This is a genomic window from Nocardia arthritidis, from assembly GCF_011801145.1.
Classification (GTDB): Bacteria; Actinomycetota; Actinomycetes; order Mycobacteriales; family Mycobacteriaceae; genus Nocardia; species Nocardia arthritidis_A.
Genome location: NZ_CP046172.1, coordinates 1,698,698 through 1,720,386 on the forward strand (window position 1 = coordinate 1,698,698; position 21,689 = coordinate 1,720,386).

Annotated in this window: 16 protein-coding genes, 3 rRNA genes and 1 pseudogene; all 20 read left to right on the top strand. The window is 62.8% G+C overall.

Annotated elements, in window-relative coordinates:
• Positions 1-3 precede the first annotated feature (3 nt).
• The 20 genes and pseudogenes from F5544_RS07560 (at position 4) to F5544_RS07660 (ending at position 21,566) form a co-directional block, all read left to right on the top strand.
• Positions 4-1,193, top strand: a pseudogene (locus F5544_RS07560) (glycosyltransferase family 4 protein).
• Positions 1,194-1,204: 11 nt separating this feature from the next.
• On the top strand, positions 1,205-1,666 hold the full coding sequence (locus F5544_RS07565) for a hypothetical protein (protein WP_167472519.1): 462 nt from the start codon (positions 1,205-1,207) through the stop codon (positions 1,664-1,666).
• A gap of 342 nt (positions 1,667-2,008) precedes the next feature.
• Positions 2,009-2,785 (top strand): F0F1 ATP synthase subunit A, encoded by a 777-nt coding sequence (gene atpB / locus F5544_RS07575; protein ID WP_174867293.1) that lies wholly within the window; start codon positions 2,009-2,011, stop codon positions 2,783-2,785.
• Positions 2,786-2,861: 76 nt separating this feature from the next.
• Positions 2,862-3,110, top strand: coding sequence for an ATP synthase F0 subunit C (locus F5544_RS07580; protein ID WP_167472521.1), 249 nt, complete (start codon positions 2,862-2,864; stop codon positions 3,108-3,110).
• A gap of 5 nt (positions 3,111-3,115) precedes the next feature.
• Positions 3,116-3,676 (top strand): F0F1 ATP synthase subunit B, encoded by a 561-nt coding sequence (locus F5544_RS07585; protein ID WP_167472522.1) that lies wholly within the window; start codon positions 3,116-3,118, stop codon positions 3,674-3,676.
• Between the two features lie 19 nt (positions 3,677-3,695).
• Positions 3,696-4,505, top strand: coding sequence for a F0F1 ATP synthase subunit delta (locus tag F5544_RS07590; protein WP_167472523.1), 810 nt, complete (start codon positions 3,696-3,698; stop codon positions 4,503-4,505).
• Positions 4,506-4,556: 51 nt separating this feature from the next.
• Positions 4,557-6,197, top strand: coding sequence for a F0F1 ATP synthase subunit alpha (atpA, locus tag F5544_RS07595; protein ID WP_167472524.1), 1,641 nt, complete (start codon positions 4,557-4,559; stop codon positions 6,195-6,197).
• A 49-nt stretch (positions 6,198-6,246) separates the two neighbouring features.
• Positions 6,247-7,218: a F0F1 ATP synthase subunit gamma gene (locus tag F5544_RS07600; RefSeq protein WP_167472525.1), complete on the top strand. Its 972-nt coding sequence runs from the start codon at positions 6,247-6,249 to the stop codon at positions 7,216-7,218.
• Between the two features lie 20 nt (positions 7,219-7,238).
• A complete protein-coding gene (gene atpD, locus F5544_RS07605) occupies positions 7,239-8,687 on the top strand; it encodes a F0F1 ATP synthase subunit beta (RefSeq protein ID WP_167472526.1) in 1,449 nt (482 codons plus the stop codon).
• 6 nt (positions 8,688-8,693) lie between these two features.
• Positions 8,694-9,071: a F0F1 ATP synthase subunit epsilon gene (locus F5544_RS07610; RefSeq protein ID WP_167472527.1), complete on the top strand. Its 378-nt coding sequence runs from the start codon at positions 8,694-8,696 to the stop codon at positions 9,069-9,071.
• Positions 9,072-9,287: 216 nt separating this feature from the next.
• Positions 9,288-9,704: a DUF2550 domain-containing protein gene (locus F5544_RS07615; protein WP_174867572.1), complete on the top strand. Its 417-nt coding sequence runs from the start codon at positions 9,288-9,290 to the stop codon at positions 9,702-9,704.
• Between the two features lie 86 nt (positions 9,705-9,790).
• A complete protein-coding gene (locus F5544_RS07620) occupies positions 9,791-10,384 on the top strand; it encodes a cob(I)yrinic acid a,c-diamide adenosyltransferase (RefSeq protein ID WP_167472528.1) in 594 nt (197 codons plus the stop codon).
• A gap of 136 nt (positions 10,385-10,520) precedes the next feature.
• Positions 10,521-11,780, top strand: coding sequence for a UDP-N-acetylglucosamine 1-carboxyvinyltransferase (gene murA, locus F5544_RS07625; protein ID WP_167472529.1), 1,260 nt, complete (start codon positions 10,521-10,523; stop codon positions 11,778-11,780).
• Positions 11,781-12,264: 484 nt separating this feature from the next.
• Positions 12,265-13,783, top strand: a 16S ribosomal RNA gene (locus F5544_RS07630).
• 298 nt (positions 13,784-14,081) lie between these two features.
• A 23S ribosomal RNA gene (locus F5544_RS07635) occupies positions 14,082-17,191 on the top strand.
• Positions 17,192-17,297: 106 nt separating this feature from the next.
• Positions 17,298-17,414, top strand: a 5S ribosomal RNA gene (gene rrf / locus F5544_RS07640).
• The 16S, 23S and 5S rRNA genes sit together here, the layout of an rRNA operon.
• Before the next feature lie 602 nt (positions 17,415-18,016).
• Positions 18,017-18,781, top strand: coding sequence for a rhomboid-like protein (locus tag F5544_RS07645; protein WP_238847139.1), 765 nt, complete (start codon positions 18,017-18,019; stop codon positions 18,779-18,781).
• 68 nt (positions 18,782-18,849) lie between these two features.
• Positions 18,850-19,536, top strand: a complete 687-nt coding sequence (gene nucS, locus F5544_RS07650; RefSeq protein WP_167472530.1) for an endonuclease NucS — start codon at positions 18,850-18,852, stop codon at positions 19,534-19,536.
• The gene (locus F5544_RS07655) at positions 19,536-21,245 is read left to right on the top strand and encodes an endo-1,4-beta-xylanase (RefSeq protein ID WP_167472531.1); all 1,710 of its coding nucleotides are present in this window, start codon (positions 19,536-19,538) and stop codon (positions 21,243-21,245) included. The genes nucS and F5544_RS07655 overlap by 1 nt, the downstream gene beginning before the upstream one ends.
• Positions 21,246-21,266: 21 nt before the next feature.
• A complete protein-coding gene (locus F5544_RS07660; protein ID WP_167472532.1) occupies positions 21,267-21,566 on the top strand; it encodes an ATP/GTP-binding protein in 300 nt (99 codons plus the stop codon).
• Positions 21,567-21,689: the final 123 nt, after the last annotated feature.

Consider the following 21,689-nt stretch of genomic DNA (forward strand, 5'->3'; position numbering starts at 1 on the left):
GGTATGGCCCATCTGACAATCGGAGGCGAGATCATCGGATCGATCGGCTGGAGCTCGGTAGTTCCACTGCGCGAATTGATGCTCGTGCTGTTGATTTCGGCAACGGTCACCTTCCTGGCGACCGGCGGGATTCGGGTCATCGCAATTGCCTTCGGCGCGGTCGCGATACCGCGTGAGCGCGATGTGCACACCAAACCGATTCCGCGGATGGGCGGCTCGGGCATGTATATCGGCCTGGTGGCCGCGATCCTTTTTGCACACCAGTTGCCTGCGCTGCGAAGGGGATTCGACTATCGTCCCGACATCCGGGCGGTGCTGGTGGCGGCGACGCTCATCGTGCTGGTCGGCATCGTCGACGATCGCTGGGGCCTGGACGCGCTCACCAAGTTCGCCGGGCAGGTCACCGCGGCCGGCGTCATGGCGATGATGGGTCTGAGCTGGTACAACATCTACAACCCCTTCACCAACAGCACGGTCTCGTTGGATGCGTTGCAGGGTGGTCTCGTCACCGTTGCGATCACCGTCACCTTGATCAACGCGATGAATTTCGTGGACGGTCTGGACGGTCTGGCCGCCGGGCTCGGGTTGATTTGTGCCGCCGCGGTTTTCGTATTCGTCGTCGGATTGCTTTATGAACAGGGCGGATCGGTCGATACGTATCCGCCCGCACTGCTGGCCGCCGCGCTGGCTGGCGCCTGTCTCGGGTTTCTGCCGCACAATTTCTCACCGGCTCGAATATTCATGGGCGATTCCGGCTCGATGCTCATCGGCCTGGTGCTCGCCGCGGTGTCGACCGGTTCCTCGGGGCGAATTCCGTTGCAGGGTTACGGCACCCGCGACATTGTCGGTCTGCTCTCGCCGCTGTTGCTGGTCGGTGCGGTGATGTTTATTCCGGTGCTGGATCTGGTGCTGGCGATCATTCGGCGGGTGCGGGCGGGGTCAGCTTCTCCACTCCGGACAAAATGCATCTTCATCACAGACTGCTACAGATCGGACATTCACAGCGGCGCGTGGTGTTGCTCATCTATTTGTGGGTCGGCGTGCTCGCATTCGGTGCGGTGGGCACCTCGCTGATGCACTGGCAGCTGGTGGTGCTGCTGGTTGCGGGTGGATTGGTGTTCGCGCTGGTGGTGACCGCTATACCGGGTCTGCGGCGTGGGGAGGCCGCACGGGAGGAACAGCCGTCCAGGTAAAGTCGGGCATCGTGAATTCACCGATCAAACCCGTTGCCGGTCCCGACGCACCGCTGCGCGCCGCGCTGCGCTATGGGTTGATCGGGTTGGCGGTGCTGGTCGTGCTCGCCACCGTGATCGGTGCCGCTGCAGCCGGTTTGCCCGGTTTGTGGGGTGCGCTGCTCGGTGCGGCGATCGGCGGCGGATTCATTCTGACCACCGTCGCGGTGGTGTTGTTCGGCGCGAAATTGCCGCCGAGCACCGCCGGTTTGGTGATGCTGGTGAGCTGGGTCGGCAAGATCCTGGTGGTGCTGGTGGTCGTCGCGATCCTGAACCACTTCGATTTCTACAACCGGGTCGCGCTGTTCCTCACGGTGATCGGCGCACTGTTGATCGTGCTCGGCGCGGAGACGTTCGGCGTTGTGCGGCAGAAGGTTCCGTACGTGACGGTGCCGGATCCCGCCCCCGAATCGGGCGACCGCGTTGCCGATTGAGGGGTCCTGTGCTGGGATTACCCCACCCACCTACACGTTGTCGTAGATAACTTGGTAAAGTGTTGGTAAGCAAGCGACCAAGTGAGGGGCGATCGCAAAGATCGCGCTGATGGCCGCTATGCTTACTGCCGTGCCGGCCGCCCTGGTTTCGGGGCTCCGGTTCTGCATGTCGACGATGTCGCCGACACACGTACAGACGCCAGCGGCGGGTTCACCGCACAGCGAATGACGAATTTCGAGCCGACCTGAGTCGACCCAAATTGATCGTCAATGTCCGATCGAACCGCGGGAATGACCGTACCCGCGGCCCGAACACGGGAGAGAACGCTGAGCGTCACCACTATGGCGGGCGAGTTCCACGCGCCGTCGCTTACCGACTTCTTCCCTCCAGCTGTGCTGTTCGAGGGAACGCCGTTCGAACTCGATCGATTGATGCTGATCCGGATCGTGATGTCGGCGGTGCTGCTGATCGTGATGGTCTTGGCATTCCGAAATCCCCGCATCGTCCCGCGTGGGCTGCAGAACATCGCCGAATCCGGTTTGGTGTTCGTGAAGGAACAGATCTGCGACGAGGTGCTCGGTAAGGAGGCCGGTCGCAAGTTCTTCCCGTTGATCGCGACGATCTTCTTTACGGTTCTCTTTCTGAACTTCTCCAGCATCATTCCGTTCCTGAACATCTCGTCGAATGCCCGAATCGGCATGCCGCTGGTGCTGGCCGTGATCGCGTACCTGGCGTTCAACTACGTGGGTATCAAGAAGTACGGCTTCGTCAAGTACATGCGTAGCAGCGTCGTTGTTCCCGACGTTCCGCCCGCGTTTCACGTGTTGCTGATTCCGATCGAGTTCCTCTCGACCTTCATCCTGCGCCCCTTCACGCTGACGGTCCGACTCATGGCGAATATGCTGGCCGGACATATCATGCTGGTGCTGTTCTTCAGCGCCACCTGGTTCTTCCTGTTCGACGCGACATCCTGGATGAAGGTCTTCTCGCCGTTCTCGCTGCTGGCGGGATTCGGGTTCACGATGTTCGAGATGCTGGTCATTTTCCTGCAGGCGTACGTGTTCGCCCTGCTGACCGCCGTGTACATCGGACTCGCACAACACGCAGATTCGCACTGACCTGACCGCACAACTACCGGATACCTGCTACACCGCGCCGCCCGGCGGGTGAGCAACAGAAAGGGAAAGAAGACTCATGAGCCTCGCGTACCTGGCCCAGGAAGCCGCCTCCAACAGCGACAAGATCAAGGGCTATGGCGCCATCGGCTACGGTCTGGCCGCCATCGGCCCGGGCATCGGCGTCGGCATCGTCGTCGGTAAGGCCATCGAGGGCTTCGCGCGTCAGCCGGAGCTGCAGGGCACCATCCGCACCAACATGTTCCTCGGTATCGCGTTCACCGAGGCCCTCGCCCTCATCGGTCTCGTCGCCGGCTTCATTTTCTGATTCCGATGTACGAGATCACCATGCTCGCGGCGGATAAGGGTGAGGATGTGAATCCCCTTCTCCCCGAAACGTATGACATCGTCTGGTCGATCGTCTGCGTCGCGATTATCGCGGCTGTTTTCTACAAGTACGTGATTCCGCGTCTGATGAAGACGCTCGACGAACGTGCCGACAAGATCGAGGGCGGTATCCAGCGGGCCGAGGCCGCGCAGGAAGAAGCCCAGCTCACGCTGCAGCAGTACCAGCAGCAGTTGGCCGACGCCCGGCTCGAGGCCGCGAAGATCCGCGAGGACGCGCGACTCCAGGGCCAGCAGATCCTCGCGCAGATGCGCGCGGACGCCCAGGCCGAGAGCGACCGCATCGTCGCCGCCGGTCACGCCCAGCTGGAGGCCCAGCGGCAGCAGATCCTGACCGAACTGCGTTCCGAAGTCGGCCGTACGGCCGTAGATTTGGCGGAAAAGATTATCGGCCAATCGGTTTCGGACGAAGCCAAGCAGGCGGCCTCGATCGAGAAGTTCCTGACGGAGCTCGATCAGACCAATGCCGGCATCGGGGTCGGAAGGTAGCGACGCGAAAGTGAGAAGCATGTACGCAGCGAGCCGTGAGGCACGCTCCCGGTCACGGGAGGCGCTTCGGGCCGCTCTGACCGGAAGCGACAGTGTTGCGGCCACGACAGGGTCGGAACTGTTCGCCGTTGTCTCCGTCCTGGACGACCAACGTTCGCTGCGTGTTGCGCTCGCGGACGTGTCGGTGCCGGGCTCGGCGCGCGCCGAGCTCAGCGAACGGGTCTTCGGCGGCAAGGTCAGCGCTGCCACCCTGGCGGTGCTGACCACCGCGGTGGCCCAGAACTGGTCGCGCACCTCGGATCTGGTCGACACCCTGGTGTTGCTCGGCCAGGAGGCACTGCTGGAGTCGGCCGCCGACAGCGGTCGGCTGGACGCGGTGGAGGACGAGCTGTTCCGGCTCGGCCGGATCCTCGACGACAACCCGCAGCTGGAGCAGGCGCTCTCGGATCGGGGCAAGCCCGCGGCGGCCAAGCGTGACCTGATCGCGCGGCTGCTCGCGGGCAAGACCGAGCCGATCACCCGGACCCTCGCGGAACAGGTGGTCAGCAGGTTGCGCAGCAGCGTCGGCCTGGCCTTCGAGCAACTGTCCGATCTGGCGGCGGCCCGCCGCGATCAGATCGTCGCGCATGTGCGCGCCGCGGTTCCATTGACGCAGCAGCAGCGGGAGCGGCTTGCCACCTCGCTGCAGCGCATCTACGGCAAGCAGATCACGGTCCACGTGCAGACCGACCCCGAGTTGCTGAGCGGGCTGGTCGTGCACATCGGCGACGACGTGATCGACGGCAGCGCCACCGGCCGACTGGAGCGGCTGCGCCGCGAACTGGCGTAACCGAGCGCCACCCCCGACATTCGAGACCCACACAGCGAGAGCAGGAAGAACATGGCGGAGCTGACGATCTCCTCCGACGAGATCCGTAGCGCGATCGAGAGCTACACCCAGAGCTACACCCCCGAGACCTCCATCGAAGAAGTCGGTGTCGTCACCGACACCAGCGACGGCATCGCGCACGTCTCCGGCCTGCCCTCGGCGATGGCCAACGAGCTGCTCGAATTCCCGGGCGGTGTGCTCGGCGTCGCGCTGAACCTCGAGGACCGCGAGATCGGTGCGGTCATCCTCGGCGAGTTCGCCGAGATCGAGGAAGGCCAGGAGGTCCGTCGTACGGGTGACGTGCTCTCGGTCCCGGTCGGCGACAAGTTCCTGGGCCGCGTGGTGAACCCGCTCGGCCAGCCCATCGACGGCCTCGGCGAGATCGAGGCCGAGGAGCAGCGCGTCCTGGAGCTGCAGGCCGCCACCGTGCTGCAGCGTCAGCCGGTCGAGGAGCCGATGGCCACCGGCATCACCGCCATCGACGCGCTCACCGCGATCGGTCGCGGTCAGCGTCAGCTGATCATCGGCGACCGCAAGACCGGTAAGACCGCGGTCTGCATCGACGCCATCCTGAACCAGAAGGCGGCCTGGGAGTCGGGCGACCCCAAGCGTCAGATGCGCTGCATCTACGTCGCCATCGGTCAGAAGGGTTCCACCATCGCGGGCGTCAAGTCCGCGCTGGAGGCGCACGGCGCGATGGAGTACACCACCATCGTCGCGGCCCCCGCCTCGGATTCGGCCGGCTTCAAATGGCTTGCGCCGTACACCGGTTCGGCGATCGGCCAGCACTGGATGTACCAGGGCAAGCACGTGCTGATCGTGTTCGACGATCTGACCAAGCAGGCCGAGGCCTACCGCGCCATCTCGCTGCTGCTGCGCCGCCCGCCGGGCCGCGAGGCGTACCCGGGTGACGTGTTCTACCTGCACTCGCGGCTGCTCGAGCGCTGCGCCAAGCTGTCCGACGAGATGGGCGCGGGCTCGATGACGGGTCTGCCGATCATCGAGACCAAGGCCAACGACATCTCGGCGTTCATCCCGACCAACGTCATCTCGATCACCGACGGTCAGGTCTTCCTCGAGTCCGACCTGTTCAACAAGGGTGTCCGCCCGGCGATCAACGTCGGTACCTCGGTTTCCCGCGTCGGTGGCGCCGCGCAGACCAAGGCCATGAAGAAGGTCGCGGGCACCCTGCGTCTGGAAATGGCGCAGTACCGCGAGCTGGAGGCGTTCTCCGCCTTCGCCTCCGACCTGGACGCCGCCTCGCTGGCCCAGCTGGAGCGCGGTGCGCGCTGGACCGAGCTGCTCAAGCAGGACCAGTACTCGCCGGTCCCGGTCGAGGATCAGGTCGTCTCCATCTACCTGGTCGACGCCGGCTACTACGACTCGGTTCCGGTCGCCGACATCCGTCGCTTCAACTCGGAGCTGCTCGAGGATCTGCACCGCCAGGTGCCGCAGGCCTTCGAGTCGATCGCCGGTGGCGCCAAGCCGCTGGCCGACGAGGCCGCCGACCAGATCAAGGCCGCCACCGACCGGTTCAAGCAGGGCTTCCTGGCTTCCGACGGCAGCCGCGTCGTGAACGAGCCCGCCGCCGGTGAGCTCGCACACGAAGAGGTCGAGTCGCTGTCGGTCACCCGCAAGCACGTCGAGAAGTAAGAGCGGGGTCGACCGATGCGTTATTCGATGCTTGAAGGGAGGGTGAACCGTGCCAAGCTTGCGTGAATTGCGCTCCCGCATCCGTGGTGTGAACTCGATCAAGAAGATCACCAAGGCCCAAGAGCTCATCGCGACCTCGCGAATCTCCAAGGCGCAGGCCAGGGTTGCGGCCGCCAAGCCGTACGCCGTCGAGATCACCAAGGTGCTCGGCGAACTGGCCAGTGCCTCGCAGAGCCTGTCGCATCCGCTGCTCACCGAGCGCCCGAACCCGCGCCGGGCCGCCGTGCTGGTCATCACCAGCGACGGCGGCATGTGCGGTGGTTACAACTCCAACGTGCTCAAGCGGGCCGAGGAGCTGATGACCACGCTGCGGCACGAGGGCAAGGAACCGGTGGTGTACGTGATGGGCAACAAGGGCCTCACGTACTACACCTTCCGCAACCGCCCGCCCGCCTCGGCGTGGACCGGTTTCTCGCAGCAGCCGAAGTACACCGACGCCTCCGCCGCCTGCCACCACCTGGTGGACAGCTTCATGGCGGGTTCCGACGGCGAGGTGCCCGCGCCCAACGGCGCCGGGACCATCGAGGGCGTCGACGAACTGCACATCGTCTACACGCGTTTCGTGTCGATGCTGACGCAGACCCCCGAGGTGCGCCGCCTGGCCCCGATCCAGGTGAGCTTCGTCGACGAGAACTTCGATCTCGGCGAGGACTTCGTGTCCGATTCGCCGACGGCGGAACTGCAGGCGCAGTACGAATTCGAGCCCGACGCCGATGTGCTGCTGGCGGCGCTGCTGCCCAAGTACATCAACACGCGTATCTACGCGTCGTTGCTCGACGCAGCGGCATCCGAGTCCGCGGCTCGGCGCACCGCAATGAAGGCCGCCACCGATAACGCCAACGAATTGGCCAGTGTGCTTACCCGGCAGGCGAATACGGTGCGTCAGGCCCAGATCACGCAGGAAATCAGCGAAATCGTCGGCGGCGTCAACGCGCTGGCTTCGAGCTCGGACCGCGACTAGGCGCAGGAAGAGAACATTCAATGACCGCAGCTGTCACTCAAGACAACACGAGTCGGACCGGCGCATCCGCAGGGCGCGTCGCCCGAGTCATCGGCCCCGTCGTGGACGTCGAATTCCCTCGGGGCTCCATCCCTGAGCTGTTCAACGCTCTGCACGCCGAGATCACCCTGCCCTCGGTGGCCAAGACACTGACCCTCGAGGTCGCCCAGCACCTCGGCGACAACATCGTGCGCACCATCTCGATGCAGCCGACCGACGGCCTGGTGCGTGGCGCCACCGTCACCGACACCGGCAAGCCGATCTCGGTGCCGGTCGGTGACTTGGTCAAGGGCCACGTGTTCAACGCGCTCGGCGAGTGCCTGGACTCTCCGGGTCTGGGTCGCGACGGCGAGCAGTGGGGCATCCACCGCAAGCCGCCGAGCTTCGACCAGCTCGAGGGTAAGACCGAGCTGCTGGAGACCGGCATCAAGGTCATCGACCTGCTGACCCCGTACGTGAAGGGCGGCAAGATCGGCCTGTTCGGTGGCGCCGGTGTCGGCAAGACCGTGCTCATCCAGGAGATGATCACCCGTATCGCGCGTGAGTTCTCCGGCACCTCGGTGTTCGCCGGTGTCGGCGAGCGCACCCGTGAGGGCACCGACCTGCACCTGGAAATGGAAGAGATGGGCGTGCTCCAGGACACCGCCCTCGTCTTCGGCCAGATGGACGAGCCGCCGGGCACCCGTATGCGCGTCGCCCTCTCGGCCCTCACCATGGCCGAGTACTTCCGCGACGTGCAGCACCAGGACGTGCTGCTGTTCATCGACAACATCTTCCGGTTCACCCAGGCCGGTTCCGAGGTGTCGACCCTGCTCGGCCGCATGCCGTCGGCCGTCGGTTACCAGCCGACGCTGGCCGACGAGATGGGTGAGCTGCAGGAGCGCATCACCTCGACCCGTGGTCGGTCCATCACCTCGCTGCAGGCCATCTACGTGCCCGCCGACGACTACACCGACCCGGCCCCGGCGACCACCTTCGCCCACCTCGACGCGACGACCGAGCTTTCCCGCCCGATCTCGCAGAAGGGCATCTACCCCGCCGTCGACCCGCTGACCTCGACCTCCCGCATCCTGGAGGCCTCGATCGTCGGCGACCGGCACTTCGCGGTGGCCAACGAGGTGAAGCGAATCCTGCAGAAGTACAAGGAACTTCAGGACATCATCGCCATCCTCGGCATGGACGAGCTCTCCGAGGAGGACAAGGTCCTCGTCGGCCGCGCCCGTCGCCTGGAGAAGTTCCTCGGCCAGAACTTCATCGTCGCCGAGAAGTTCACCGGCCAGAAGGGTTCGGTGGTTCCGCTGGAGCAGACCATCGACGACTTCGACCGGGTCTGCAAGGGCGAGTTCGACCACCTGCCGGAGCAGGCGTTCAACTCCTGCGGTGGTCTCGACGACGTCGAGGCGGCCGCGAAGAAGATCGCCGGAAAGTAGTCACCGATGGCGGAAATGTCAGTTGATCTGGTCGCGATCGAGCGGTTGCTCTGGTCGGGTCAGGCGACGTTCGTCAGCGCGCAGACCACCGAGGGTCAGATCGGCATCATGCCCGGCCACGAGCCGCTGCTCGGTCAGCTGGTCGAGGGCGGCATCGTGAATATTGTTCCGGCCGAGGGCGATCGGATCGTCGCCGCGGTGCACGGCGGATTCTTCTCGGTGACCGCGACCTCGGTCCGCATTCTGGCCGAGTCGGCGGAATTCGCCGATGAGGTGGATGTCGAGGCGGCCCGCCAGGTGCTGGCCGACGCCAGCGCCTCCGAGGAGGAGCAGCTGGCGGCCCAGGCCAGGGTGCGCGCGGTCGAGCAGACGGCGAACGCCTGAGGGCGTCCCGGGTAACGCCCGGGCATGCCAAGCGGCACAAGCGAATAACGGTTCGGACTGCCGGCGGTGCGCACCGCCGGCAGTCCTGTATCCGCGCCGCGTTAGTTGAAAGACATGGCCGTACCGTTTGTAAACTCGTGACGTGGTTGAATGACTTGAACATGGCGTCGAGTGCACGGCGGCGGAGCGAAGGGACGAACGGCATTGCAAACCGGGATGGTTCTGCTGATCATTCTGGTGTTGCTGCTCGTTTTCCTGGCGCTGGCATCGACCTACCGCCTGATCATGCTGCGCCGCGGCGGGACAGCCGCCATTCTGCGGGTATTACCGGCCAAGGGTGGTCAGGGCTGGCGGCACGGCCTGATTCGTTATGACGAGGACCGTTTGGTCTTCTACAAATTGTCGAGTCTGAAGCTGGGACCGGATTCCTCGATTCGTCGTCAAGGCATCGAGATCGGTGATCGGCGCGGTCCGCGCGGCGACGAGTACGACATCATGACCGATGAGATCGCGGTCATCGCGGTCTCCGACAGCGACGGCAGTTTCGAGCTGGCCCTGGATCGCGGGTCGCTTGCCGCATTTCTTTCCTGGGTGGAGTCCCGTCCGTCCGACCGCACTCGTCGCCTGCGCTGAGTGCTGGTGAAAATCGCCTCCGATTTCGTTCCGGCCATGCGCGGGCTGGGGTCGGCTTCGTCGACCGCGCCCATTAGGGTTGCGGTGTGAGTGTGCATCTGACGCGCATCTATACCCGTACCGGCGACGACGGTACGACCGGTCTCAACGATTTCTCCCGGGTGTCGAAGAACGATCCGCGCCTGGTCGCATACGCCGACTGCGATGAAACCAATGCGGCGATCGGGGTCGCCGTCACGCTCGGGCAGCCGGACGAGCGGATTCTCGCGGTGCTGCGGCAGGTGCAGAACGATCTGTTCGATGTGGGCGCCGACCTGTCGACACCTGTTGTCGCGGAACCGAAGTATCCGCCGCTGCGGATCACCCAGCCGTATATCGATCGGCTGGAGGCGTGGTGCGATGAGTTCAATGCCGAACTGCCCGCGTTGAATTCGTTCATTCTGCCGGGCGGTACCCCGCTTGCCGCGCTGTTGCACACCGCGCGGACGGTGGCGCGACGGGCGGAACGTTCGGCGTGGGCCGCCATCGAGGCGTATCCCGACGACACCGGCGTGCTGCCGGCGAAATATCTGAACCGACTGTCCGACTTGCTTTTCATCCTCGGCCGGGTAGCCAATCCGGACGGCGATGTGCTCTGGAAACCCGGCGGTGATCAGGCAAATCCCGAATCCGGCGACTGACTCGGGCAGGCCTGGGTAGGTCATGGATGCGATGACTGTCACGTGACCTAGGGGCAACTGGCCCGGCACGCGTACTCGCGAGACGCGTCCCAACTATCCTTGCACGCAACGGTGCGCCAATACGCGGAGAGGCGGCATGGAACGGTTTTTGGTTACTGGCGGGAATCGGCTCGTCGGTGAGGTCACGGTCGGGGGAGCTAAGAACAGCGTCCTCAAGCTGATGGCCGCGGCTCTCCTCGCCGAGGGCACAACCACCATCACGAACTGCCCGGACATCCTCGATGTGCCGCTGATGGCCGACGTCCTGCGGGGCCTCGGCTGCGATGTCACGATCGATAGCGGCGTGGTCACCATCACGACTCCCGCGGAACCGAAGTATCACGCCGATTTCCCCGCCGTCACGCAGTTCCGTGCGTCGGTGTGTGTGCTCGGTCCGCTGATGGCGCGGTGTAAGCGCGCCGTTGTCGCGCTGCCCGGCGGTGATGCGATCGGTTCGCGTCCGCTCGATATGCATCAGGCCGGTCTGCGGCTACTCGGCGCGACCAGCGAGATCGAGCACGGCTGCGTGGTCGCCCGCGCCGACGAGCTGCAGGGCGCGCGGATCCGGCTCGACTTTCCTTCGGTCGGCGCGACCGAGAACATCCTGATGGCGGCGGTGCTCGCCGAGGGGGAGACGGTGCTGGACAATGCCGCCCGCGAACCCGACATCGTCGACCTGTGCAACATGCTGGTGAGCATGGGCGCCAAGGTCAGCGGCGCGGGCACCTCGGTGCTGACCATTCAGGGCGTCGAGCGGTTGCATCCGACGACGCATCGGGTGATCGGTGATCGGATCGTTGCGGCGACGTGGGGGATCGCCGCGGCGATGACCCAGGGCGATGTGCGCGTCACCGGGGTCAACCCGAAGCATCTCTCGCTGGTGTTGGACAAGCTGCGGTCCGCCGGTGCGCGAATCTCGTTCGAGCAGGACGGTTTTCGGGTGGTGCAGGCGGATCGGCCGCGTGCGGTGAACTTCTCGACCCTGCCGTTTCCGGGTTTCCCGACGGATCTGCAGCCGATGGCCATCGGCCTGGCGGCGATCTCCGACGGCACGTCGATGATCACCGAGAACATCTTCGAGGCCCGGTTCCGGTTCGTGGAGGAGATGATTCGGCTCGGCGCCGATGCGCGCACCGATGGGCATCACGCGGTGGTGCGCGGTATTCCCCGGCTGTCGAGCGCGCCGGTGTGGTCGTCGGATATTCGGGCGGGCGCCGGTTTGGTACTCGCCGGTCTGGTCGCCGATGGAACAACCGAGGTGCACGACGTGTTCCACATCGATAGGGGTTACCCGAAATTCGTGGAGCAACTACAGGCGTTGGGCGGTCAGGTCGAACGGGTCGGCGCGCCGGATTGATCTTGATATTCGGGCGGTTTGGGCATCGGCTCCTCGACGGTGAGCCGAAAACCGTTCTTGACCAGGCGATTTGACATCGCGTCTGGAGCAACGTAACTTTTATCGAGTCAGAGCGACACGGACACCGACCCGGAGCCGAACGGCCTGGGAAACGAGGTAGGACGAGGAGCGCCTGACGATCACACTGGTTCAGATCGAGACCCCAGTTTGCAACTGGGATTGCGTCTGAGCTAAGCTGGAAAAGTTGCCTCACCGATCAATCGAGTTAAACCTTGAGTGATGGTGTGTGCGTGTGTTCTTTGAGAACTCAATAGTGTGTCGATGAATGTCAGTGCCAAATATTTTTGGTTCTGTTCCTCATACCCCCGTGTGAGGGATGGACATTTTTTGTCAGCTAATTTCCGGCTGGCGTTTAAGTTAGGTTTTCGGACTCTGGTTCGAGATACTTTTGATTGCACTCCTGTGGGGGTGTGATTGTGAGTCTTCAACGGAGAGTTTGATCCTGGCTCAGGACGAACGCTGGCGGCGTGCTTAACACATGCAAGTCGAGCGGTAAGGCCCTTCGGGGTACACGAGCGGCGAACGGGTGAGTAACACGTGGGTGATCTGCCCTGTACTTCGGGATAAGCCTGGGAAACTGGGTCTAATACCGGATATGACCTCGGACTGCATGGTTTGGGGTGGAAAGATTTATCGGTACAGGATGGGCCCGCGGCCTATCAGCTTGTTGGTGGGGTAATGGCCTACCAAGGCGACGACGGGTAGCCGGCCTGAGAGGGCGACCGGCCACACTGGGACTGAGACACGGCCCAGACTCCTACGGGAGGCAGCAGTGGGGAATATTGCACAATGGGCGGAAGCCTGATGCAGCGACGCCGCGTGAGGGATGACGGCCTTCGGGTTGTAAACCTCTTTCGACAGGGACGAAGCGGAAGTGACGGTACCTGTAGAAGAAGCACCGGCCAACTACGTGCCAGCAGCCGCGGTAATACGTAGGGTGCGAGCGTTGTCCGGAATTACTGGGCGTAAAGAGCTTGTAGGCGGCTTGTCGCGTCGATCGTGAAAACTCACAGCTCAACTGTGCGCTTGCGGTCGATACGGGCAGGCTTGAGTACTGCAGGGGAGACTGGAATTCCTGGTGTAGCGGTGAAATGCGCAGATATCAGGAGGAACACCGGTGGCGAAGGCGGGTCTCTGGGCAGTAACTGACGCTGAGAAGCGAAAGCGTGGGTAGCGAACAGGATTAGATACCCTGGTAGTCCACGCCGTAAACGGTGGGCGCTAGGTGTGGGTTTCCTTCCACGGGATCCGTGCCGTAGCTAACGCATTAAGCGCCCCGCCTGGGGAGTACGGCCGCAAGGCTAAAACTCAAAGGAATTGACGGGGGCCCGCACAAGCGGCGGAGCATGTGGATTAATTCGATGCAACGCGAAGAACCTTACCTGGGTTTGACATACACCAGAAAGCGGCAGAGATGTCGCCCCCCTTGTGGTTGGTGTACAGGTGGTGCATGGCTGTCGTCAGCTCGTGTCGTGAGATGTTGGGTTAAGTCCCGCAACGAGCGCAACCCTTGTCCTGTGTTGCCAGCGGATTATGCCGGGGACTCGCAGGAGACTGCCGGGGTCAACTCGGAGGAAGGTGGGGACGACGTCAAGTCATCATGCCCCTTATGTCCAGGGCTTCACACATGCTACAATGGCCGGTACAGAGGGCTGCGATACCGTGAGGTGGAGCGAATCCCTTAAAGCCGGTCTCAGTTCGGATCGGGGTCTGCAACTCGACCCCGTGAAGTTGGAGTCGCTAGTAATCGCAGATCAGCAACGCTGCGGTGAATACGTTCCCGGGCCTTGTACACACCGCCCGTCACGTCATGAAAGTCGGTAACACCCGAAGCCAGTGGCCTAACCCCTTGTGGGAGGGAGCTGTCGAAGGTGGGATCGGCGATTGGGACGAAGTCGTAACAAGGTAGCCGTACCGGAAGGTGCGGCTGGATCACCTCCTTTCTAAGGAGCATTCTCCAATGTTGTTGTCACACAGGTGGCGACGCGTTGGCAGAGCCATTACGAGAACGAGTGTTTCTCGGTGGTGCTCATGGGTGGAACGCTGACATGTGCCAGGCCTGTGGTCTGGAGGTAGTCGACACACTGTTGGGTCCTGAAAGAACAGGCGTTCTTTCCAGGCAAGAGATAACGACGAGGCTGGTTCTTCAGTCATACCGCCGGTTTTCCGGGTCGGGTGCTGAGTTGAGGGTTGGTCTTGTGTGTTGTTTGAGAACTGCACAGTGGACGCGAGCATCTTTGTTTGTAAGTGTTTAAGGGCGTTCGGTGGATGCCTTGGCACCAGGAGCCGATGAAGGACGTAGGAGGCTGCGATAAGCCTCGGGGAGCTGTCAACCGAGCTGAGATCCGAGGATTTCCGAATGGGGAAACCCGGCACGAGTGATGTCGTGTCACCCGCCACTGAATATATAGGTGGTGTGGAGGGAACGTGGGGAAGTGAAACATCTCAGTACCCACAGGAAGAGAAAACAACAGTGATTCCGTGAGTAGTGGCGAGCGAAAGCGGAAGAGGCTAAACCGGTTATGTGTGATAGACGGCAGTCGTTGCATGGCCGGGGTCGTGGGATCATTCTTCCTAACTCTGCCGAGTTGGGCGCAAGTCAGAAACCGTTGTGTTAGTCGAATTGGTCTGGGACGGCCAACCGTAGAGGGTGAGAGTCCTGTAGACGAAAACGCGACGGCTTGTGTGGATGACTCCCGAGTAGCAGCGGGCCCGTGAAATCTGCTGTGAATCTGTCGGGACCACCCGATAAGCCTGAATACTACCTGGTGACCGATAGCGGACTAGTACCGTGAGGGAAAGGTGAAAAGTACCCCGGGAGGGGAGTGAAATAGTACCTGAAACCGTGCGCCTACAATCCGTCAGAGCCCTCCTTTGGTGGGGTGATGGCGTGCCTTTTGAAGAATGAGCCTGCGAGTCATCGGTGTGTGGCGAGGTTAACCCGTGTGGGGGAGCCGTAGCGAAAGCGAGTCCGAATAGGGCGCCGCAGTCGCACACTATGGACCCGAAGCGGAGTGATCTACCCATGGCCAGGGTGAAGCGACGGTAAGACGTCGTGGAGGCCCGAACCCACTTAGGTTGAAAACTGAGGGGATGAGCTGTGGGTAGGGGTGAAAGGCCAATCAAACTCCGTGATAGCTGGTTCTCCCCGAAATGCATTTAGGTGCAGCGTTGCGTGTTTCACACTGGAGGTAGAGCTACTGGATGGCCTAGGGGGCCCACAAGCTTACCGAAGTCAGCCAAACTCCGAATGCCGGTGTGTGAGAGCGTGGCAGTGAGACTGCGGGGGATAAGCTTCGTAGTCGAGAGGGAAACAGCCCAGATCGCCGGCTAAGGCCCCTAAGCGTGTACTAAGTGGAAAAGGATGTGGGGTCGCGAAGACAACCAGGAGGTTGGCTTAGAAGCAGCCACCCTTGAAAGAGTGCGTAATAGCTCACTGGTCAAGTGATCCTGCGCCGACAATGTAGCGGGGCTCAAGTACACCGCCGAAGCCGCGGCACTCAGACATGAACCTGCTTTCGAGCCAGGTGTCTGGGTGGGTAGGGGAGCGTCGTGTAGCCAGGGAAGCGGCGGGGTGACCTAGTCGTGGAGGCTGCGCGAGTGAGAATGCAGGCATGAGTAGCGAAAGACGAGTGAGAAACTCGTCCGCCGAATGACCAAGGGTTCCTGGGCCAGGTTAATCCGCCCAGGGTGAGTCGGGACCTAAGGCGAGGCCGACAGGCGTAGTCGATGGACAACGGGTTGATATTCCCGTACCCGTGTATCCGCGCCAAATATCGAATCATCTGTGCTAACCATCCAAAAGCGGATGGACCTCCTTCGGGAGGCCGGAAGTGGCTGCATGGGATCCTGGGTGTAGTAGGTAAGCGATGGGGTGACGCAGGAAGGTAGCTGGGCCAGGTGATGGAATACCTGGTGTAAGCCTGTAGGGCGTGGCATAGGCAAATCCGTGCCGCACAAGCCTGAGAGGTGATGCGTAGCCGATTGAGGCGAATTCAGTGATCCTATGCTGCCGAGAAAAGCCTCTAGTGAGTTGGTACACGGCCCGTACCCCAAACCGACACAGGTGGTCAGGTAGAGAATACCGAGGCGATCGAGAGAACTGTGGTTAAGGAACTCGGCAAAATGCCCCCGTAACTTCGGGAGAAGGGGGACCAACGCTGGTGACGGAACTTGCTTCCTGAGCTGGTGGTGGTCGCAGAGACCAGAGAGAAGCGACTGTTTACTAAAAACACAGGTCCGTGCGAAGTCGTAAGACGATGTATACGGACTGACGCCTGCCCGGTGCCGGAAGGTTAAGAGGACCGGTTAGCGCCCTTTGGGTGCGAAGCTGAGAATTTAAGCCCCGGTAAACGGCGGTGGTAACTATAACCATCCTAAGGTAGCGAAATTCCTTGTCGGGTAAGTTCCGACCTGCACGAATGGCGTAACGACTTCTCTGCTGTCTCAACCACAGACTCGGCGAAATTGCATTACGAGTAAAGATGCTCGTTACGCGCGGCAGGACGAAAAGACCCCGGGACCTTCACTATAGCTTGGTATTGGTGTTCGGTACGGTTTGTGTAGGATAGGTGGGAGACTGTGAAGCGGGCACGCCAGTGTTCGTGGAGTCGTCGTTGAAATACCACTCTGGTCGTATTGGACTTCTAACCTCGGGCCATGATCTGGTTCAGGGACAGTGCCTGGTGGGTAGTTTAACTGGGGCGGTTGCCTCCTAAAATGTAACGGAGGCGCCCAAAGGTTCCCTCAGCCTGGTTGGCAATCAGGTGTCGAGTGCAAGTGCACAAGGGAGCTTGACTGTGAGACTGACAGGTCGAGCAGGGACGAAAGTCGGGACTAGTGATCCGGCACCGGCATGTGGAAGCGGTGTCGCTCAACGGATAAAAGGTACCCCGGGGATAACAGGCTGATCTTCCCCAAGAGTCCATATCGACGGGATGGTTTGGCACCTCGATGTCGGCTCGTCGCATCCTGGGGCTGGAGTAGGTCCCAAGGGTTGGGCTGTTCGCCCATTAAAGCGGCACGCGAGCTGGGTTTAGAACGTCGTGAGACAGTTCGGTCTCTATCCGCCGCGCGCGTCAGAAACTTGAGGAAGGCTGTCCCTAGTACGAGAGGACCGGGACGGACGAACCTCTGGTGTGCCAGTTGTCCTGCCAAGGGCACCGCTGGTTAGCTACGTTCGGAAGGGATAACCGCTGAAAGCATCTAAGCGGGAAGCCTGTTCCAAGATGAGGTTTCTCTCCCACTTGATGGGTTAAGGCCCCCTACAGACCATGGGGTTGATAGGCCGGAACTGGAAGCCCAGTAATGGGTGGAGGTGACTGGTACTAATAGGCCGAGGACTTACCAACAAAGAAGCTACGCGTCCACTGTGCGGTATCTGAAACAACACACGCACACCCTTCGAGCCCGGGGATCATCCGGTGGTTCGGGTGGGTGTGGATAGTTTCATAGAGTTACGGCGGTCATAGCGGTAGGGAAACGCCCGGTCCCATTCCGAACCCGGAAGCTAAGCCTGCCAGCGCCGATGGTACTGCACTCGACAGGGTGTGGGAGAGTAGGACACCGCCGGAACATACATTCACGAAAGCCCCCCAACACTGTTGGGGGGCTTTCGTCATTTTATAGACCTTTCGCTGCCGTCGAGACCCGCGGTCACCGGCACTGTTGGTTCTCGCACCCGGTGTGTATACCGCGCATTCGATGTACAGGGTGCCCGGTTGGTGGACGGTGTGCGAAGCCAAATACCTACGCGCACAAAGACAATTCCCGATCGGGAACCGACCGCGCCAACCCTCGGGGGTGCGGGAGCCAATCTATGCGCACAAGGATAACTGTGAATGTGCCATCGGCTGGGGGAGTAATAATTGTTGTCTAACTCTGAGCGACAAACGCAGGATGCGAACCCGGATTTCGCTCAGAGTTAGACGCTAACTACCCTGTCCGACTCGAATCGGGGTGGCCAGCGCAAACATTCAGCTTCCTACGCCGACTATCGCATTGCTAGTGAGCGGTTTCGGGCCTGCCGCCGGGCACTCGGGATATACCAGCGCGCCCGCGGCCGGGCCCTAGGAAAGGATGCGCCGCTCCCAGTCTCCCAGCGTATTCACAGGGAACATGCAGCGCGCCCGGAGCGCGGGAAAAGATCATGGGTATCGGGTGGTGGAGAGCCGCCGATGCCGAGCCAGACGGAGGTGGACATGGTCACCGCGACGACATCTGTCGATCGTGTGTCGACGGATCATGTTTCGGTCGAGTCCGATAAACCCTCGCGTCGTTGGCGTCTCCCGTTGCCGGTGACGCTCGGGTATCTGGCGGGGCTCGTTGTGGTCGCGGTGGCGCTGTCCGCGTTGAGCGAATCCGCGCAGACCGGTGTCATCCTGCACACCAGCACGAACCTGCACAATCTGTTGCACGGGCATATCAGCACGCTGTTCGCCAGCGCGTTCGTGATCGGTGACGCGGCCGTCGCGCTGACCATCCTCCCGCTGCTCGCCTGTCTGCTCGCGCTGGCCGAATTGCGGTTCGGTTCAGGGCAATTGGTGCGTATTTTCCTGGCGGGTCATATCGGTGCCACGCTGCTCGTCGCGGTCGGGCTCTGGATCGCGGTGACCGCGGAATGGATGCCGCAGAGCATCGGCTGGGCAGAGGACGTCGGGATCAGTTACGGCGCGATGGCGGTGCTCGGTGCGTTGGTCGCGGTGTTGCCGAGGCCGTGGCGGATCGCCTGGATCGTCGGCTGGTTCGTGGTCGCCGTGGAAGGCGCGGTGGTCGGGCAGACTTTCACGAATGTCGGCCATCTGCTGTCGCTGCTCATCGGTGTCGCGGCCGGCTATACGCTGCTGCGCACCCGTCAGGTCGCCCGCCGCGGGTTCACAAAAGTGGAGTGGCTGCTGCTGCTCGGCGCGACCGTCCTGGCCGCCGGTCTCCTCCTGGGCTGACGCCGCACCGCCGACACGCGTGGCGGGCTGCCGGAAACCGGTGCGGGGCGCTCGCCTAGAGTGCTTGGGTGCGCCTCGTGATTGCTCGTTGCCAGGTTGACTATGTCGGTCGGTTGACCGCTCATCTCCCGATGGCCCGCAGGCTGCTGCTGATGAAGGCGGACGGCTCGGTGCTTGTGCATTCGGACGGCGGCTCGTACAAGCCGCTCAACTGGATGAGCCCGCCCTGCTGGCTGGAGGAGCGCGATGGCGCCGATATTCCCGAAGGGGCACAGGCGCTTTGGGTGGTCACCAATAAGGCGGGGGAGGAACTGCGGATCACCATCGAGGACGTCGAACACGACTCCTCGCATGAGCTCGGTGTCGATCCGGGTCTGGTGAAGGACGGTGTCGAAGCCCATCTGCAGGAGCTGCTCGCCGAACATGTGCAGACGCTCGGCGCCGGCTACACGCTGATCCGCCGCGAATACATGACCGCGATCGGCCCGGTGGATCTGCTGTGCCGCGACGCGGGCGGCTCCACCGTCGCTGTGGAGATCAAACGGCGCGGCGAGATCGACGGTGTCGAACAGCTCACCCGCTACCTCGAACTACTCAACCGTGACCCGCTGCTGGCGCCGGTCGCCGGGGTGTTCGCGGCGCAGCAGATCAAACCGCAGGCCCGCACGCTGGCCGAGGATCGCGGCATCCGCTGTCTCACCCTCGATTACGACGCCCTGCGCGGCACGGAGAGCAACGAGTTCCGTCTGTTCTGATGTCGGGCTCCAGACGCGCCAGAGCGGCGTTGGTTGTCGCAGGCGCGGTGTTGGTGGCCGCGGGCGGAGTCGCCTGTGCGGATCAGCACGCCGATGCTGCCGCCGCGGTGAAAGATCTACTGCACGGCCATGATTGGACACATTTCGCGGGTGCCGAGGTGGGTGCGGACGGTCTGCGCATCACGCCGCTGGACCGAAAGATCGTGCGGCAGGACGGATCCGGTGGTCAACCGAATCCGCCGGTGAACCTGCGCGGGCCGCGGCTGCGGATCGACGGGGACTTCGAGGTGACCGCGACGATGCGCGATATCGGATCCCGCGGCGCGTATCTGCAGCTGTATTCGGGTGTTCCGGTCGTATACGACGAGTGGCGTTACGAGCCGCCGTCGCTGCGTTTCGGTATCGCGGGCGGCAAACTGCAGGTGGCGGTGTGGGATGGGCGCGCGGACCGGCCCGCGCAGACCCGGTCGTTCGGTGCCGATCTTGCGGGCGCCGTGACGGTGACGGTGCGTACCGACGGCAATATCGCCGTGCTGTCCGTCGACGGCAAAGAGGTCGGTAGCGTGCCGGACGGCGATATCTTCGATGGTGCGACGGTCTGGTTCGGTGCGGACGCCGAACTCGGCGGCGGCTGGACCCTGACCTCGCTGACCGCGCGCCCCGAGCCGGGCCGGCACCTTTCGGTGCTGGATTCGCTTGCACCGCAAGAGAGTCCGGGTTCGAAATCGCTGCGTGTGGACGCGGCGAAACTGTCGCGGCCGTTCGAGATGGGTACGGCGCTGGCCAGTGGTCCGCTGGCGAGTGACGCGGCCTATCGCGCCTTCGCGGCGGCCCAGTACGGAATGTTCACGCCGGAAAACGATTTCAAACCCCAATTCTTGCAGCCCCGGCGCGGAGTATTCGCCTTCGCCGAGGCCGACGGGCTCATCGATTTCGCCCGCGCCAACGCTATGAAGGTGCACGGGCACACCCTGGTGTGGCATGAGGCGCTGCCGCAGTGGATGCGCAAGGTGTCGGGCCCGGATGCGGTGCGGCAGACCATGTTCGACCACATCGACGCGGTGGCCGGGCATTTCCGCGGACAGGTCGCCGAATGGGATGTGGTGAACGAGCCGATCTCGGACGATCCGGCCGATTATGCCAACGGCAACAACGGAATTCGGTCCGGGCGCAATATCTGGTTCCAGGCGCTCGGCGAACAGTACATCGACGAGGCGTTCCGCCGGGTGCGCGCGATGGATCCCGATGCGAAGCTCTACATCAACGAATACGGCGTCGAGGCGGACGGGCGGCGCTGGGATGCGTTGCTGGCGTTGGTGACTCGGTTGAAGGAGCGCGGTGTGCCGATCGACGGCGTCGGCTTCCAGGGGCACGAATACACTGAGGACGACCGGATTTCGGGTGAAACCTTCCGAAAACACGTGCGCGCCTTGGCCGCGCTCGGTATGCAGTCGCGGGTTTCGGAAATGGATGTGCTCGTAGAGCCCGATGAGCACGATATCCAGGCAAAGCAGTTCGCCGAACGGTTGGCGGTGTGCAAGGACGAACCATCCTGCACGAGCTTCAGTACATGGGGTTTCACCGACAAATACGGATCGACCGCGACACCGCGAAAGTATCCGGTCGCACCTGCCGATGCACTGCCCATCGACGCCCGAATGCGGCCGAAACCGGCCTATTCGGCCATGCTGGCCGAACTGCCCGGCTGAACCCTGTTTAGTCTGGTTGCTATGCCTCGACGAAAACCGCGCGCAGGCCGTCGGGAACCGTCCGGCGGCGCACCGCTCGGCGACGTTTTCGGCCGGACCGAGCCAGGTCCGGAAGGCGATGAAACCTACGTCGTGCGTACCGTTCCCGGTACCCGCGCCGTGAAAATCTATCGGTGTCCGGGCTGCGACCACGAAATCGCCCCCGGCGTAGCGCATATCGTCGCCTGGCCCGCCTACGGCGGCGAGGACGACCGCCGCCACTGGCACCGCGGCTGCTGGGACGGTCGCCAAACCCGCCGCATCACCCGCCGCTGGTCGTGAAAACCGTTGGGCCGGAGCCGGAAACGCCGGATTGATCCAGACCATCTGGTATGTCTGATTGGCCCGTAAATAGGGAAAGCCGCCCCGGGGGTGGGGCGGCTTTCGGCTGAGTGGTGGTACGTC